Below are 16724 nucleotides of genomic sequence, written 5' to 3'. Positions count from 1 at the left end.
AGTCAGTAATCCCTAGCAAGCCGAAAGGAGTCGCACATGATCGCTCAAGAACTGGAAGTCAGCTTGCACATGGCTTTTGTTGAAGCCCGTCAGCAGCGCCACGAGTTCATCACCGTGGAGCATTTGCTGCTGGCGCTGCTGGACAACCCCAGTGCCGCGGAGGTGCTGCGCGCTTGCTCCGCCAACATTGATGATCTGCGTTCGTCACTGTCCAATTTCATCAAGGACAACACCCCACAGGTCGATGGGACCGATGAGGTGGATACCCAACCCACGCTGGGTTTTCAGCGTGTGATTCAGCGCGCCATCATGCATGTGCAATCCACAGGCAATGGCAAGAAGGAAGTGACGGGCGCCAATGTGCTCGTGGCGATCTTCGGCGAAAAAGATTCCCATGCCGTGTACTACCTGCACCAGCAGGGCGTGACGCGCCTGGACGTGGTCAACTACATTGCCCACGGCATCAAGAAGGGCGAACCGCCCGAGCCCGCCAAGTCCGAATCGCCGTCCGAAGGCGAAGAGGGCTCGTCCGGAGAGCGCAACGAGAAAGCCTCGCCGCTGGAGCAGTTCACGCTCAATCTGAACGTTGCCGCCAAGGAAGGCAAGATCGATCCGCTCATCGGCCGCGAGTACGAGGTCGAACGCACCATCCAGATCCTGTGCCGTCGCCGCAAGAACAACCCGCTGCTGGTCGGTGAAGCCGGCGTGGGCAAGACGGCGATTGCCGAAGGTCTGGCATGGCGTATCACCGAAGGCACGGTTCCCGATGTGCTCAAGGACGGCGTGGTCTACTCGCTGGACATGGGTGCGCTGCTGGCCGGTACCAAGTACCGCGGCGATTTCGAGCAGCGTCTGAAAGGTGTGCTCAAGTCGCTCAAGGACAAGCCGCATGCAATTTTGTTCATCGACGAAATCCATACGCTGATCGGTGCCGGTGCGGCATCGGGCGGCACGCTGGATGCGTCCAACCTCTTGAAGCCTGCGCTGTCCAGCGGCCAGCTGCGCTGCATCGGTGCGACCACCTTCACGGAATACCGTGGCATCTTCGAAAAAGACGCGGCCTTGTCGCGCCGATTCCAGAAGGTGGACGTGGTCGAGCCCACGGTGCCGGAGACCGTGGATATCCTCAAGGGCCTCAAATCCCGCTTTGAAGAGCACCACGGCGTGAAATACGCTGCCGAAGCCCTGCAGGCTGCTGCCGAGCTGTCCGCCAAGTACATCAATGACCGTCACCTGCCTGACAAGGCGATTGACGTGATTGACGAGGCGGGCGCCGCCCAGCGCATTGCCAAGGTCGAGTTGCGCAAGGAGATCATCGGCAAGGCCGAGATCGAAGCCATCGTGGCAAAAATAGCCCGCATTCCGCCGGCCAATGTCAGCAACGACGACCGCAGCAAGCTGCAGACGCTGGAGCGCGACTTGAAGAGCGTGGTGTTCGGTCAGGACAAGGCGCTGGACGTGCTGGCGGCCAGTGTGAAGATGGCGCGCTCGGGTCTGGGCAAGCCGGACAAGCCGATTGGCTCCTTCCTGTTCTCCGGCCCCACGGGCGTAGGCAAGACGGAAGCTGCCAAACAGCTGGCCTATATCCTGGGCGTGGATCTGATCCGCTTCGACATGTCCGAGTACATGGAGCGCCATGCCGTGTCGCGCCTGATCGGTGCGCCTCCGGGCTATGTGGGCTTTGACCAGGGTGGCCTCTTGACCGAAGCCATCACCAAGAAGCCGCATTCGGTGCTGCTGCTCGATGAAATCGAGAAAGCGCATCCGGACATCTTCAACGTGCTGTTGCAGGTCATGGACCACGGCACTCTGACGGACAACAACGGACGCAAGGCCGACTTCCGCAACGTGATCATCATCATGACCACCAATGCGGGTGCCGAGACCATGAACAAGGCCACCATCGGTTTCACGAATCCGCGTGAAGCCGGCGATGAAATGGCCGATATCAAGCGTCTGTTCACGCCCGAGTTCCGCAACCGTCTGGATGCCATCGTCAGCTTCAAGCCGCTCGATGAGCAGATCATTCTGCGCGTGGTGGACAAGTTCCTGCTGCAACTGGAGCAACAGCTGGCCGAGAAGAAGGTGGAAGTCACCTTCACCGATGGCTTGCGCAAGCATCTGGCCAAGAAGGGCTTTGATCCGCTCATGGGTGCACGCCCCATGCAGCGCCTGATTCAGGACACCATCCGCCGCTCGCTGGCCGATGAGCTGCTGTTTGGCCGTCTGGTCAACGGCGGTCGCCTGGAAGTGGATTGGGACGATGCCGCCAACGAAGGCAAGGGCGACATCAACCTGACCATTACCGATCTGCCCATGGACACGCCCAAGTCCGAGCCCGAAAACGCCGTGGCTGAATAATCCGCAGCTTTTAATAACAAAAGCCGACAGTGTCAAAGCTGTCGGCTTTTTCTTTGGAGCACCTTGTATTGATATCTATAGGCGCTTGTGTTGTCTGGATTTTAGGTCAGATACGAGCTGAGATCGAATAAATACCAGCGGTGGTGGCTATCAAAATTTATTTGACCTGGCGCTTTTCCAGCTTGCGTGCCAGCGTTCTGCGGTGCATGCCCAGGCGGCGAGCCGCCTCGGAGATGTTGAAACCCGTCTCTGCCAGGGTTTCGTGGATGTGCTCCCATTCCAGCGTCTTGATGGAGGTGGTCTGGTTGCTCACTTCCACATCGGTGCGGCCTTCCACGCGCTCGAAAGCGGCTTCGATATCGTCGGTGTTCGAGGGCTTGGCCAGGTAGTGGCAGGCACCGAGTTTCACGGCCTCCACGGCGGTGGCAATGCTGGCATAGCCGGTGAGCACCACGATAAGGGCTTCGGGATTTTGCTGGTGCAGCATCTGCACGCAGTTCAGGCCCGAGGCGTTGCCCGCCAGCTTGAGGTCCATCACCGCATAGTCGGGGCGGTGCTGGGCCAGCAGGGCTTCGACTTCCTCGCCGCTGACGGCATGCAGCACGCGATAGCCCCGGCGCTCGAAAGAGCGCTTGAGGGTGCGGGCAAAGGCTGCGTCATCTTCGACCAGCAACAGCAAACGGGCTTCTTGCATGCAAACAAATTCGCTTTAATGGCGGCTCAAAAAGCGCGCTTTGGTATGGAAGTCAAATAGCCATGGCTGATTGAGGCAGGTGAACCTCCACCAACGCACCGCCGCCATCTCTGGCAGACAGGTTGCGGGCCTGGACCCTGCCGCCCAGGGCGCGGGCCACGTTCATCACCAGAAACAGACCCAGGCCGCGGCCGGGGCGCTCCTGCTTGGTGGAGACATGGCACTGGCCCAGTTGCTGCAGCACGGTTTCGTCAAAGCCGGGGCCGTGGTCGCGCACCTGCAGCACCACCTGCTGCTGCACGGTGGCCATGCTCATCTCCACCCACTGGGGCGAGGCTTCGAGTGCATTGTCCAGCAAATTGCAAATCATTTGCTGCAGCGCAGTATCCGAGAGCATGGCAAAGTCGCTCAGGCCCCGGTTGTTCAGCGCAAAGTGGCTCAGCGTGTGATGGCCTTGCCAATGGCTGACGATGCCTTGCACAAAGCTCACAAAGGTCGTGCTCTCCGTGCCTTCCGCCCGCGTTTCGCCGGCCGAGAGGAGAACGCCCGAGACTATGGATTTGCAGCGTAGCAGCTGGCGCTGCATCTCCTGCAGATCCTCGCGCAGATCCTGGTCTTTCATCAGCGCCGGCATGTGCTGCCAGTCGCCCAGAATCACGGACATGGTGGCCATGGGCGTGCCCAGCTCGTGCGCGGCGCCGGTGGCCAGCAAGCCCAGGCGCACAATATGCTCTTCCTCGCTGGCGCGCTGGCGCATGTCGGAGATGCGGGTGTCGCGGCGGCGCATATTGTCGACAATGCGAGTGAGAAAGACGATGGTCAGGATGCTGGTCAGCGCAAAGCTGACGAGCACGCCCACCACGTACATGCTGGGCAGGCCTTCCTGGCTTTCAAACTGCACATGCAAGGGCAGGTGGAACATGCTCAGCCCGATCACGCAGACAAACGAGGTGATCACCACGCACCAGGTGTAGTGGGGCCGTAGCAGCACAGCACTCAGAATGCCTTGCAGCAGATAGAGGTAGATAAAGGGATTGCTGGCTCCGCCGCTCAGATACAGCTGAACCGTCAAGGCCAGCACGTCGGCCAGCAGGGCCCAGAACACGCTGCGTGAACTCAGCGGCCGGTGCAGGCCCTGGCTCCAGTAGATGTAGGCGAGGTTGGTAGCCACCAGTGCCACCAGCACCAGAGCCATGGGCAGCAGAGGCAGGGCGATATGAAAACCATAGTGCACCAGCGAGATGGTGACCACCTGGCCCACGACGGCAATCCAGCGCAGCTGTATCAGCAGCTGCATGTTTTGCCGCTCTGTCAGGCGCGCGACCCGGAACAGGGAATCTGAGGTTTTGTTCACCCGTCAATTGTCCACGACAGCTCTGCCGTCAACAGCCTTGGGGGTATGGCAATTTGTTGTAGGCCGCCGTTTGAGTGCTCCATGAAAAAAGCGCTCCGTGTGGAGCGCTTTGCGGTTCAGGCCCGAGGCGGGGTGGCCGTCTTGTCATGGCGCCTGACCAGCCAGGCGCCAAGCAGCACCATTGCGGCCAGTCCATACCAGGTCAGGGCATAGACCAGGTGGGTGTTGGTGAATTGGATGACCGTCATGCCCGAGCGCAATCCATCCTTGGACTCCTGCGCCTGGTGCGCAGGGTTGCTGGCGGGCAGGCCCTGGTCAATGAAGTAGGGCGCGACCTGGGTCAGACCTTTGCTCTGGGCGATGGCGGCGACATCGCGCGAAAACCATTGCTGAGTGTCCGCATTGTTGCTGCGCAGAAAGCCGCCCGATGGCTCGCTCATGCGAATCAGCCCTGTGACCGTCACGGTTTCGCTGGAGTCGCCGGCTTGTTCAATCTGCTTGAGCCATTCGGCACGCTGCTTTTCCGGCGTGAAGCCGCGGTTGATCAGAATGTGGCTGCCATCGGCCAGTTGCAGCGGCGTGAGCACCCAGAAACCGGCTCCGGCCTCGGTCAAGGCCTTGGTCAACACGCTGAGCTTGTCCAGACGCACGCCTTGAACCGTGACCGGCAGGTATTCGAAATTCGCGGCGTCGATCTGCGACCACTGGCTGGCTGCGGGGGCGGCTACCGGTGCGCTGTGCACACGCTGCTCCACGCGCTCGATCAGGTCGAGCTTCCAGAAAAGGCGCTTGACCTGCCAGGTGCCCAGTGCCATGAACCCTAAAAACAAGGCGATGCCCACTATCGCGAGCATCGCCTTGGTGAAGGGAGAGCGCTGACGCGCAGCGCTCTGGTTCTTCAGGTGGTCAGTCAAGGGGTTACAGCGGCAGGAGCCGTGTGACCTGCGTGATCTGCATGGCCTGTGGCCTGGTGCATCTCATGGCCGGGCATCATGTTGGCGTTCATGTGGAACATGACCCACAAGGTACCGGCAATCGCGATGGACAGGAAGATGACCGTGAAGATGGTGGACAGCATGGTCCAGCCACCCTGGATCTTGCCGTTCATGTGCAGGAAGTACACCATGTGCACCAGCACCTGAACAATCGCAAAACCGCCGAGCACGGCCACGGCCGTGGTGCGATCGGTGATGACGTTGTTCATGACCAGGTAGAAGGGGATGGCAGTCAGGATGACGGCCAGGATGAAGCCCTTCACATAGTCGCCCATGGAGACGTGCAGATCGTCGTGATCGTGATGATCATCGTGACCGGCGTGGATATCGTGTGCGCTCATTTACAGCACCCCCATCAGATACACAAAGGTGAACACACCGATCCAGACCACGTCCAAGAAGTGCCAGAACATGGACAGGCAGTTGATACGGCGCACGTTCTCGTTGATCAGGCCGTGCTTCTTGATCTGGATCATCAGGGTGATCAGCCAGATCAGACCGAAGGTCACGTGGATACCGTGGGTGCCCACCAGCGTGAAGAACGAAGACAGGAAGGCGCTACGGGTAGGGCCGGCACCTTCATGGATCAGGTGGTGGAACTCATAGAGTTCCACGGCCAGGAAGGCTGCGCCCAGCAGGCCGGTGACGGCCAGCCACAGCAGCGTGCCGTTGACGTTCTTCTTCTGCTTTTGCAGCATGGCAAAGCCGAAGGTGATGGACGACATCAGCAGGAAGGCCGTGTTGATGGCCACCAGGCTCAGATCGAACAGATCCTTGCCGCCGGGGCCGCCTGCATAGTTGCGGCCCAGCACGCCATAGGTGGCGAACAGCGCGGCAAAGATCAGGCAGTCGCTCATCAGGTAGAGCCAGAAGCCCAGCGAGGTGCCGTTTTCTGGATGAGGCTCGTGCGCGAGGTGGTACTCGCGCTTGGCCAGGGCGGCTGCGCCGCCAGCGTGGGTATGTGTATTAGACATGGGCTGCTGCAAGCTGCTTGGTGCGCGTTTCTTCCGTTGCGGCCACTTCGGCTGCAGGGATGTAGTAGTCACGCTTGTAGTTGAAGGTATGGATGATCGAAGCCAGAACGGTCGCGGCGAACGAAACGATCGCCAGAGGCCACATATGCCAGATCAGTGCAAATCCCAGAACGGTGGACAGGCCGGCAATCACCACGCCAGCGCCGGTGTTGGCGGGCATGTGGATGGGCTCGAAGCCAGTCAGCGGACGCTGATAGCCATGCTTCTTCATGTCGGTCCAGGCGTCAATTTCGTGCACCACAGGGGTGAAGGCGAAGTTGTACTGGGGAGGAGGCGAGGAAGTTGCCCACTCCAGCGTACGGCCTTCCCATGGGTCGCCAGTCACGTCGCGCAGTTCGTCACGCTTCCAAATGGACACGGCCAGCTGGATGAAGAAGCAGCCGATACCGGCAGCAATCAGGGCTGCGCCGAAGGCGGCGATGATGAACCAGATTTGCAGCGAAGGATCGTCAAAGTGGTTGGCACGACGAGTCACGCCCATCAGACCCAGGATGTACAGGGGAGTGAAGGCAACCCAGAAGCCGACCAGCCAGAACCAGAACGAAGCCTTGCCCCAGAACTCGTTGAGTTTGAAGCCGAAAGCCTTGGGGAACCAGAAGTTGATACCGGCAAACACGGCAAACACCACGCCGCCAATGATCACGTTGTGGAAGTGGGCGATCAGGAACAGCGAGTTGTGCAGCACAAAGTCTGCGGGAGGCACGGCCAGCAGCACGCCGGTCATACCGCCGATGGCGAAGGTGACCATAAAGCCCACCGTCCACAGCATGGGAACGCTGAAGCGGATGCGGCCACGGTACATGGTGAACAGCCAGTTGAAGATCTTCGCGCCCGTGGGGATCGAGATGATCATCGTGGTGATACCGAAGAAGGTATTCACGCTGGCACCCGAGCCCATGGTGAAGAAGTGGTGCAGCCACACCAGGTAGGACAGGATGGTGATACACACCGTGGCGTAAACCATGGAGGTGTAGCCAAACAGGCGCTTGCGGCTGAATGTGGCCACGATTTCGGAGAACACACCGAAGCAAGGCAGGATCAGGATGTAGACCTCAGGGTGACCCCAGATCCAGATCAGGTTCACGTACAACATCGGGTTGCCGCCGAAGTCGTTCGAGAAGAAGTGCGTGCCCATGTAACGGTCCAGGGACATCAGCACCAGAGCGGCGGTCAGCACGGGGAACGAAGCCACGATCAGGGCGTTGGTGCACAGGGCAGTCCAGGTGAAGACGGGCATCTTCATCAGGTTCATGCCGGGAGCGCGCATCTTGATGATGGTCACGATCAGGTTGATACCCGACAGCGTGGTACCGACACCGGCGACCTGCAGGCCCCAGATGTAGTAGTCAAGACCCGTGCTTCCACTCTGGTGCCCCAGATTGGACAGAGCCAGCCAGCCGGAGGTGGAGAACTCGCCCAGGAACAGGGAGATCATCACCAGCACGGCGCCGCCGGTCGTCATCCAGAAGCTGAAGTTGTTCAGGAACGGGAAGGACACGTCACGGGCACCGATCTGCAGCGGCACCAGATAGTTCATCAGGCCCGTCACAAAAGGCATGGCCACGAAGAAGATCATGATCACGCCGTGGGCCGTGAAGATCTGGTCGTAGTGGTGCGGAGGCAGGTAGCCGAGGTTGTCACCAAAGGCCATGGACTGCTGCAGACGCATCATGACCGCGTCGGCAAAGCCGCGCAGCAGCATGACCAGACCGAGGATCATGTACATGATGCCGATCTTCTTGTGGTCGATCGAGGTCAGCCAGTCGTTCCAGAGCGGAGCCCAGAGGCGGAACTTGGTGATGCCGGCGACTACGACGAGTCCGCCGAGCACCACGGCAATAAAGGTCATGAGCACGATGGGCTCATGCGTCATGGGAATCTGGTCCCATGTGATGCGACCCAGCAGCCAGTGGGCGGCTGGGGTTGTTGTTTCAGACATGTTGAGTCTCTTTTGTCGTATTGGAGCGGCGGAGCTGGAGGCTCAGTCGCACCGTGAGCTACTTATTGCTGTGCGACAGCTCCGGAGGCTGCTACTTCATCGAGCAGGGCCACAACGCGGTCAGCGTCTTTGGACGTGCAGACGTCCAGGGGCAGGATCACGCTGGAGGTCTTGCCATGGTGCTGACCACCGGCGGCGTCAATGGCCATCATCTGGCTCATGCACATCTTGCCGTCTTCCACGCAGCGGTTGAGGACCTTGTTGTACAGGCCTTCGTCCACAGTGCCGAAGCGTTCCACAGGATTGCGCTCGCTGGGCTTGGCCAGATCGAGGTAAGCGTCACGTGTCAGAACCTTGCCTTCGGTCTTGGCCTGGGCTACCCACTGTTCGAACTGGCCGTTTTCCAGGCCGTGGAACTTGAAGGTCATGCCTGCAAAGCCAGCGCCGCTGTAGTGCGAGGACTTGCCGCCGTAGACGCCAGGCTTGTTGATCACGGCATTCAGCTCGGTCTGCATGCCGGGCATGGTGTAGATCATGCCAGCCAGATCAGGAACGTAGAACGCGTTCATGGTGTGGGTGGATGTCAGCTTGAAGTGAATGGGACGGTCCACTGGAGCGGCCACTTCGTTCACGGTCGCAATGCCTTGCTCGGGGTAGAAGAACAACCACTTCCAGTCCAGAGACACGACTTGAATTTCCAGAGGCTTGACGTTGGGGTCAAGAGCCTTGGTTGAGGAAACGCGGTCCAGAGGGCGGTAGGGGTCGAGCTTGTGGGTGCTGATCCAGGTAATGGCGCCCAAAGCAATGATGATCAACAAAGGCACGGTCCAGATCACCAGTTCCAGCGATGTGGAGTGGTGCCATTCGGGGTCGTACTTGGCTTCGGTATTCGACTGGCGGTACTTCCAGGCAAACAACAGCGTCAAAAAGATGACGGGGACGATGATGAGCAGCATCAGCAAGGTGGCCGTAACCACCAGATCGCCTTGTTGCTTGGCAACATCGCCGGCTGGGTTGAGTACGACAAGCTTGCTGCAACCGGCGAGGGTTGCAGTCAAAGCAGCCGCTGTGAGCCACGCGGGCCCACGGATTTCCTTGATTTTTAACATGCTGTAGGCGTGACAAAGTCGCGCTTAGGTGTAAACGCGGATTACTGGATCTCGGCAAATGTAATACCAAATGCTGTCTTGTCGATTGGACATTTTGTCCAAGGTCAAGGATGGAGGGCTGAAAATCCGCTATGTGACAAGGGTTTAGCTGTGTCCGCGGGCTGCGCAGCTTGGGCGCAAATTGTGAATTTTTCGTGGTTTTTGGGCTCAAAGCGCCGGGTCCTGCGCCTGCCGCCGACAGGGCTCAGGGCAAAAACTCTATTGCAGCTGCACATGCTTGGGCGTAGAAATGGATGCGTCAGCGTGACATGGCAAGTAAGACAAGGAGTTGTATCTATATGAGTAGCACGAACCCATCCATTGGTCTTACTCAGCAAGACTATGAGAACTCGGAAACCCTGGCTTATGCGGATACCGATGAAGATGTGACTCCGGGAGAAATCGCTGTTGGCGTGATCATTGGCCGTTCATCCGAGTACTTTGACTTTTTCGTTTTCGGCATGGCTTGCGTGCTGGTGTTTCCTTCCCTGCTGTTCCCCTTCCTCTCCAAGCTCGATGGCACGCTGGCGGCGTTTGCCATCTTTTCCCTGGCCTTTATTGCCCGTCCCATAGGCACGGCACTGTCCATGGCCGTGCAGCGGCGCTGGGGCCGTGCCACCAAGCTGACGATTGCGCTGCTGCTGCTGGGTGTCTGCACGGTGGGTATGACCTTTTTGCCCAGCTATGAGACTGCCGGTATGAAAGCCATCTGGGCGCTGGCCATCTTGCGCGTGGGTCAGGGTCTGGCACTGGGCGGTACCTGGGACGGTCTGCCTTCGCTGCTGGCCATGTCGGCGCCCAAGAACCGCCGCGGCTGGTATTCGATGATCGGCCAGCTGGGCGCACCTCTGGGCTTCATCATGGCGGCGTCGCTGTTTGCCTATCTGTACTCCAGCCTCACGGCAGACGATTTCATGAGCTGGGGCTGGCGCTATCCCTTCTGCGTGGCTTTTGCTATCAACGTGGTAGCGCTGTTCGCCCGTCTGCGCCTGGTGGTAGGTCAGTCTTTTGTGCAGATGCTGCAGGAGCGCGATCTGGAGCCCATCAGCGTGACCAGTCTGATGCGCGATGAAGGTCGCAATGTGTTCATCGGCGCTTTTGCCGCTCTGGCCAGCTTTGCGCTGTTCCACCTGGTGACGGTGTTTCCGCTGTCCTGGATCTCCTTGTACTCCCATCAGTCCGTGATCGACGTGCTGATCGTGCAGATCATAGGTGCCGTTCTGGCGGCTGGGGCCATCATGCTGTCGGGCTGGCTGGCAGACCGCGTGGGACGCCGCAACACTTTGGGCACTATGGCCTGCCTGATCGGTATCTTCAGCTTCCTGGCGCCTTGGCTGCTGGGTAGCGGCACCGTGGGCAACAATGTGTTCATCATCGTGGGCTTCATCCTGCTGGGTCTGTCCTACGGCCAGGCCTCGGGCACGGTGACATCCAACTTCTCGGCGCATTACCGCTACACGGGTGCGGCCCTGTCCACCGACATGGCCTGGCTGATTGGCGCTGCATTTGCGCCGCTGGTGGCTTTGGGGGTGTCGGCCAAGTTCGGTCTGGTGGCCCTGGGCATTTATCTGCTGTCCGGCGCCTTGTGCACGCTGGCGGCTCTGGGCATCAACCGGGCCATCGAGGCACGTGAACAATAAGCCTGAGGGCAGATAGAAAAAGCCCGCAGAGAGAACAAATCTCTGCGGGCTTTGCTTTTAAGCCATGAAAAAAGCCATCGCGAGATGGCTTTTTGTTTTCAGCGCTTCAATCAGTCCAGTGCCAGACCGGCTTTCTTGATCACTTCGCCAAAGCGTTTGCTTTCATCGGCCATGAATTGCTTGAACTCCGCAGGCGTGGGGTTGTAGCTCTCATAACCAAAGGCCGTGAACTTGTCCTTCACGTCCTGGCCGGTCAGAGCCTGACGTACGTCGGCGTGAATCTTCTCGACCACGGCCGCTGGCGTGCCGGGGCGTACGGCCAGGGCGTTCCAGCCGATCACGGCATAGTCCTTGGGGCCGCCGGATTCGGACACCGTAGGCACGTTCTCGAAGCCTGCAATGCGCTTGGGGCCAGCCACGGCCAGGAAGCGCAGCTTGCCGCCGCGCACCAGCGGGCCTGCCGTGCCCAGCGAGCCCAGAGCGAAGGTCAGCTCGCCATTGGCCACGCCCTGATACAGCTGGCTGGTTTCCTTGTAGATGACGTGCTCCATCTTGGTGCCGGTCTGGTTTTCCAGCAGGGCCGAGCCCAGGTGCACGGGGTTGCCCACCGACCAGGAACCGTAGTTGAGCTTGCCGGGGTTGGCCTTGGCGTCGGCAATCAGGTCGCCAATCGTCTTGTAGGGGCTGTTGACGGGAACGCAGACAAAGAAGAAGTTACGGAACAAGGGCATCAGGATGTTGAAATCCTTGCTCAGGTCGTAGGGCAGCTTCTTGAACAGGTGGGGGTAGGCGGCGATGTGGACGTTGTCCAACTGGATCATGTCCGTGCCGTCGGCCGCGCCGCGCTTGAAGGCTTCAATGGCGATGAAGCCGTTGCCGCCAGGGCGGTTTTCCACCACCACGGGCTGGCCCCAGGCGCGGCCGAGCTTGTCAGCCACCAGGCGTGAGACGCCATCGGGGCCGCCGCCTACGGGGAAGGGGTTGATGATGCGGGAAGACTTGGTGGGCCACTTGGCATCGCCCTGGGCGAAGGACGGTGCGGCCACGGATGCGGCAATGGCGCCCAGTGCGAATGCAGCTTGGCGACGGCTCATATTGAGCTTTTGGGTCATGGTTGTCTCCCTGATCCTGAAAAAAGGACTGTCGAAAAGAGGTTGCGTGTTGGCTTTTGCGCTCACGCGTTTTGTATGTAGGACCAAGGCTTGCGCTGTTGTAACAAGGCAATTCTCAGCTGAGCAGATTGTGGCATCGCAACAAAAAACACCAAGTTCTAGCCGAGGCTATCAGCTATAGCAAAATGGCATAGCTTGATTTGAGGAGCCTGCATGAATCTCCAGCAGATAGAAACTTTTGTACACGTGGCCGAAACCGGCAGTTTCAGCAAGGCTGCCGTGCAGCTGGATACCGCCCAGCCCGCGCTCAGCCGCCAGGTGCGGGCGCTGGAGACCGAGCTGCGCGAGACGCTGCTGATACGCACGGGGCGCGGGGTCACGTTGACCGATGCCGGGCGCCGACTGCTCGAGCACGGTCATGCCATCATGCAGCGCGTGGCTCTGGCCAAGGAAGATATAGGCAGCCAGCGCGACGAGCCCGTGGGGCGCATCACCGTGGGCTTGCCGCCCAGTCTGGCCAGGCGGCTCACGCCGCCGCTGATTGACGGCTTCAGTCGCGATATGCCCAAGGCCCGGCTGGCCGTGGTGGAAGGCTTTTCCATGAATATCGCGGAATGGCTGACTTCGGGGCGTATGGATCTGGGCCTGGTCTACACGCCGGAGCCGCATCCGCATATCGAGGTGACGCCGGTGCTGGAAGAGCGGCTGTGCCTGATCGGCCCAGCCAGCGCCCTGGCCGGTCGCACCAGTGTGCCGTTTGCCCATCTGGACGAGTTTCCGCTGATCATGCCGCAGCGCGGCCAGATCTTTCGCAAGCTGATGGAGGCCCAGGCCACGCTGTCCCAGGTCAAGCTCAATGTGGTGTGGGAAGTGTCCAGCGTGCCGGCCATTCTGGACCTGGTGCGCGGCGGCTATGGTTATGCCGCGCTCACCGACAGTGCCATGCGCGGGCAGGGGGCAGATCCTTCGCTGATGGAAGTGCCGATCAAGTCGCCGCATATCGTGAGCACGCTGTGCCTGGTGCAGTCGGCCAAGAAGAAAACCACGCCCTTGATACGCCGCACGGCAGAGCTGCTGAGGCGTTTGAGCCTGCAGGTCTGCGCCGTGGAAAGCGGGCACTTATAGAGTTTGCTATGCATGTACAAGCTGCTGGCGCATTGCTTGATTGAATTTCAACAATAAATCCGTTTGAAATTCAATCAAAACAAGCGCAATAAGCTACTGAATTCATAGTCATCAGATCAGCGGGCGCAAGCTTCTTGCGCCTTCAAGCAGCAGGGGCAGGATTTCCTGCTCCATGGTCTGGGCGCTCATACGCTTGGTGGCGCTGACCATATTCAGCGCCGCCACCGTGCGGCCCTGCATATCGCGCAGCGGCACGGCCAGGGCCTGAATGGCGACTTCGTGTTCTTCCAGGGCAATGCAATAGTCAAGCCGCCTGACTTCGGCCAGCAGCGCCTTGAGCGCCCCTTCCTCGGTCACCGTGTGGGCGGTGAGCTTGGGCAGATCGTAGGTGGCCAGCCATTCATCCAGTTCGGTGGGCGAGAGCGCGGCCAGCAGTACCCGGCCGGTGGAGGTGGCATGGGCGGGCAGGCGCGTGCCCAGATGCAGGCCGTGGGCCATCAGCCGCTCGCCCTTGTCATGCACGGCGCTGCGGGCCACGATGACGACCTCGCGCCCCTCGCGCACCACACAGGAGTAAGACAGCCCCGTTTGCGCCGCCAGCCGGTGGAGCACGGGCTGCACGATGCGGGGCAGCCGCGCCGAGGCCAGATACGCCCCCGACAGCCGCAGCACCTTGGGTGCCAGCCAGAAAAAGCCGCCATCGCTTTCCAGATAGCCCAGGTGGGCCAGCGTCAGCAGATGCCGGCGTGCGGCGGCGCGGGTCAGGCCGGCACGCTCTGCGGCCATGGTTGCATTGAGGCGCTGGCGCTCGGTATCAAAGCTCTCCAGCACGGCCAGGCCTTTGGCCAGACCCGCAATGAAGTCGGCATGGGCGATGGAGGAAGAGGAGGTGGGAGATGGCAGGTGCTCGGTCATGGTGCGGTATGAACTCTGGATGGCGAAAACCGTGGTTTTGCGCGATTGTCGAACCAGTTGTGCGATTGTCGCGCAAATGTGGCTTTCGGCCTCTCGGCTTGATGCAGCACAAACCTTAGTCTTCAGACCATGGGCTGCAAGCAGAAATTGCAGCGTGGTTGGGTGCAATACAAGGAGACATACATCGTGCGCACACAGGTAGCCATCATTGGTGCAGGCCCCGCAGGTCTGTTGTTGGGTCAGCTGCTGTACAAGGCCGGCGTGGAGACCGTCATCATCGAGCAGCGCAGCGCCAACTATGTGCTGGGCCGCATCCGCGCCGGGGTGCTGGAGCAGGTGACGGTGGACTTGCTCAAGCAGGCCGGGGCCGATGTCCGCATGAACGAGGAAGGTCTGCTCCACGATGGCATAGAGCTGCTGTTCAAGGGCCAGCGCCACCGCATCGATCTGCATGGCCTGACCGGCGGCAAGCGCGTGATGGTCTACGGCCAGACCGAGGTGACGCGCGATCTGATGGATGTGCGCGCGGCTGAGGGCCTAACCACCATCTATGAAGCCAGCAATGTGCAGCCCATCGATTTCGACACCGATCATCCCAAGGTGCGCTACGAAAAAGACGGCCAAGTGCATGAGATCGAATGCGACTTCATTGCCGGTTGCGACGGTTTTCACGGCATCTGCCGCGCCAGTGCGCCCAAGGACAAGATCAAGACTTTCGAGAAGGTCTATCCGTTTGGCTGGCTGGGCCTGCTGTCGGATACGCCGCCCGTCTCGCATGAGCTGATCTACGCCAATACCGAGCGCGGCTTTGCCCTGTGCAGCCAGAGAAGCAGCACGCGCAGCCGCTACTACCTGCAAGTGCCTTTGACCGACAAGGTGGAAGACTGGAGCGACGAGGCCTTCTGGGAAGAGCTCAAAAGGCGCCTGGACCCTGAAGCCCGCGCCAACTTGGTGACCGGCCCCTCGCTAGAGAAAAGTATTGCCCCGCTGCGCAGCTTTGTGACCGAACCCATGCGCTTTGGCCGCATGTTCCTGGCGGGCGACGCCGCCCACATCGTGCCGCCCACCGGCGCCAAGGGGCTGAATCTGGCCGCATCCGACGTGGGCTATCTGTCGCAGGCCTTCACCGAGTTCTACCGGGACGACAGCCAGGACGGCATTGACCGCTATTCCGAGCAATGCCTGCGTCGAGTGTGGAAGGCCGAGCGCTTTTCCTGGTGGATGACGTCCATGCTGCACAACTTCCCGGGCGAAGGCGAGTTCAACACCAAGGTGCAGGAAGCCGAGCTGGACTATATCGTTCACTCCGAAGCCGGCGCCACCTCGCTTGCCGAGAACTATGTGGGTCTGCCCCTGGTGTAAATTGCGGGTGCTGCTATCGATGGTATAGCGTGAAGCGACACAAGCGCTGATCTTGGCGTTGGGTGGAACGGCCTGCATGGCTTGCGATGCAGGCCGTTTTTCATGGCGCTTGGCTATGACATTCGGCGGCCATGATCCATGCAATTTGGTTGCTGCAGCCATGCACAAATTTTGATGCTGGCTGCGGACATTGCTGGCGCTGGAGGAGTAAGCTTGCCGACCTTATGGCGCACATCATGTTCCCCCCTCCATATATTGCTGCCGAGCAGGCGGCTCAGTCATTGCGCGAACACGGCTCTGCCGTGTTGCGCCCTGAGGATTTTGCCGCCTGGATAGGCGCTAGCCTACCCCAGCTGCATGCGCTGGACCAGGACTGGAACGATTTGCCGCCCGACGCCTTTCTCAAGGACAGCGGGCGCTATCGCAGCCGCCGCCACTCCTGCTTTGTGGCCGAGGCAGGCAGCTTGCAGCAGGTGCCCCACCGTGCGCACTGGCAGCCGGTGGAGTACAACGCGTTGCACGGCGGCATGCAGCGCATGTTCGATCCCATGCATGCGGCCACCACGCAAAGCCCGGTGTGGGCGCTGATGCTGCAAAAGCTGGCCGAGCTCAGTGACCAGGTGTTCGGCAGCACAGGCCAGCAGCGCTGGTTTGTGGAGTCGCACCAGTTTCGCATTGACACCACGGACGGCATTGGCCGGCCCACGCCGGAAGGCGCCCACCGCGACGGCGTGGATCTGGTGGCCGTGATCCTGGTGAACCGCCAAGGCGTCAAAGGCGGCGAAACCCGCGTGTTCGAAGCCAGTGGCCCCAGCGGCCAGCGCTTCACGCTGACCGAGCCCTGGTCGATCATGCTGCTGGACGACGCCCGCATGATTCATGAAACCACGCCCATACAGCCTGCCGAGCCCGGTGGTGTGCGCGACACGCTGGTGTTGACCTATAGGCGCGGTGCTTTTCAAGGCGCGGACCTGCAGGACGGGGCGCTCTGATGAAGGTGAAGCGTTTTGTTCTAAAAATTTGAGCAAAACTGTAACGTTTCCAG

14 protein-coding genes are annotated in these 16724 nt (G+C 60.3%); 5 read left to right on the top strand and 9 right to left on the bottom strand.

All coding sequences use genetic code 11. From position 1 onward, the window contains the following. Positions 1-36: 36 nt before the first annotated feature. Positions 37-2361, top strand: a complete 2325-nt coding sequence (gene clpA / locus EAO39_RS13495; protein ID WP_120968146.1) for an ATP-dependent Clp protease ATP-binding subunit ClpA — start codon at positions 37-39, stop codon at positions 2359-2361. Between the two features lie 157 nt (positions 2362-2518). Here the strand turns inward: clpA and EAO39_RS13490 are convergent, their stop codons facing one another. The 7 genes from EAO39_RS13490 to cyoA form a co-directional block, all read right to left on the bottom strand. Continuing rightward, positions 2519-3055, bottom strand: coding sequence for a response regulator transcription factor (locus EAO39_RS13490; RefSeq protein ID WP_120968144.1), 537 nt, complete (start codon positions 3053-3055; stop codon positions 2519-2521). A gap of 52 nt (positions 3056-3107) precedes the next feature. Beyond that, entirely contained in the window at positions 3108-4409 is a 1302-nt protein-coding gene (locus EAO39_RS13485) for an ATP-binding protein (protein ID WP_120968142.1), read from the bottom strand. 116 nt (positions 4410-4525) lie between these two features. Further along, positions 4526-5311, bottom strand: coding sequence for an SURF1 family protein (locus tag EAO39_RS13480; RefSeq protein WP_120971075.1), 786 nt, complete (start codon positions 5309-5311; stop codon positions 4526-4528). A gap of 8 nt (positions 5312-5319) precedes the next feature. Beyond that, positions 5320-5745, bottom strand: coding sequence for a cytochrome o ubiquinol oxidase subunit IV (gene cyoD / locus EAO39_RS13475; protein WP_120968140.1), 426 nt, complete (start codon positions 5743-5745; stop codon positions 5320-5322). Further along, positions 5746-6378 carry a cytochrome o ubiquinol oxidase subunit III gene (gene cyoC / locus EAO39_RS13470; protein ID WP_120968138.1) on the bottom strand — a complete coding sequence of 211 codons (633 nt, stop codon included), beginning with the start codon at positions 6376-6378 and terminating at the stop codon, positions 5746-5748. Further along, positions 6371-8377, bottom strand: coding sequence for a cytochrome o ubiquinol oxidase subunit I (gene cyoB, locus EAO39_RS13465; RefSeq protein WP_120968136.1), 2007 nt, complete (start codon positions 8375-8377; stop codon positions 6371-6373). The genes cyoC and cyoB overlap by 8 nt, the downstream gene beginning before the upstream one ends. Positions 8378-8439: 62 nt before the next feature. Next, a complete protein-coding gene (cyoA, locus tag EAO39_RS13460) occupies positions 8440-9486 on the bottom strand; it encodes a ubiquinol oxidase subunit II (RefSeq protein ID WP_120968135.1) in 1047 nt (348 codons plus the stop codon). Positions 9487-9824: 338 nt separating this feature from the next. On the opposite strand from cyoA, the gene EAO39_RS13455 reads away from it, so the two are divergent. Then, on the top strand, positions 9825-11165 hold the full coding sequence (locus EAO39_RS13455) for an MFS transporter (protein WP_120968133.1): 1341 nt from the start codon (positions 9825-9827) through the stop codon (positions 11163-11165). 110 nt (positions 11166-11275) lie between these two features. Here the strand turns inward: EAO39_RS13455 and EAO39_RS13450 are convergent, their stop codons facing one another. Continuing rightward, positions 11276-12277: a tripartite tricarboxylate transporter substrate binding protein gene (locus tag EAO39_RS13450; protein ID WP_120968131.1), complete on the bottom strand. Its 1002-nt coding sequence runs from the start codon at positions 12275-12277 to the stop codon at positions 11276-11278. A gap of 213 nt (positions 12278-12490) precedes the next feature. On the opposite strand from EAO39_RS13450, the gene EAO39_RS13445 reads away from it, so the two are divergent. Then, positions 12491-13402: a LysR family transcriptional regulator gene (locus EAO39_RS13445; RefSeq protein WP_120968129.1), complete on the top strand. Its 912-nt coding sequence runs from the start codon at positions 12491-12493 to the stop codon at positions 13400-13402. Between the two features lie 111 nt (positions 13403-13513). Here the strand turns inward: EAO39_RS13445 and EAO39_RS13440 are convergent, their stop codons facing one another. After that, positions 13514-14317, bottom strand: a complete 804-nt coding sequence (locus tag EAO39_RS13440; RefSeq protein ID WP_120968127.1) for an IclR family transcriptional regulator C-terminal domain-containing protein — start codon at positions 14315-14317, stop codon at positions 13514-13516. 186 nt (positions 14318-14503) lie between these two features. Here EAO39_RS13440 and pobA point away from each other — a divergent pair, with 186 nt between their 5' ends. Then, entirely contained in the window at positions 14504-15679 is a 1176-nt protein-coding gene (gene pobA, locus EAO39_RS13435) for a 4-hydroxybenzoate 3-monooxygenase (RefSeq protein ID WP_120971073.1), read from the top strand. A gap of 224 nt (positions 15680-15903) precedes the next feature. Continuing rightward, on the top strand, positions 15904-16671 hold the full coding sequence (locus EAO39_RS13430; RefSeq protein WP_120968125.1) for a 2OG-Fe dioxygenase family protein: 768 nt from the start codon (positions 15904-15906) through the stop codon (positions 16669-16671). Positions 16672-16724 lie beyond the last annotated feature (53 nt).

This window comes from Comamonas sp. lk (genome assembly GCF_900564145.1).
GTDB lineage: Bacteria > Pseudomonadota > Gammaproteobacteria > Burkholderiales > Burkholderiaceae_C > Comamonas.
This window is presented reverse-complemented; position numbering and strand designations above follow the sequence as displayed.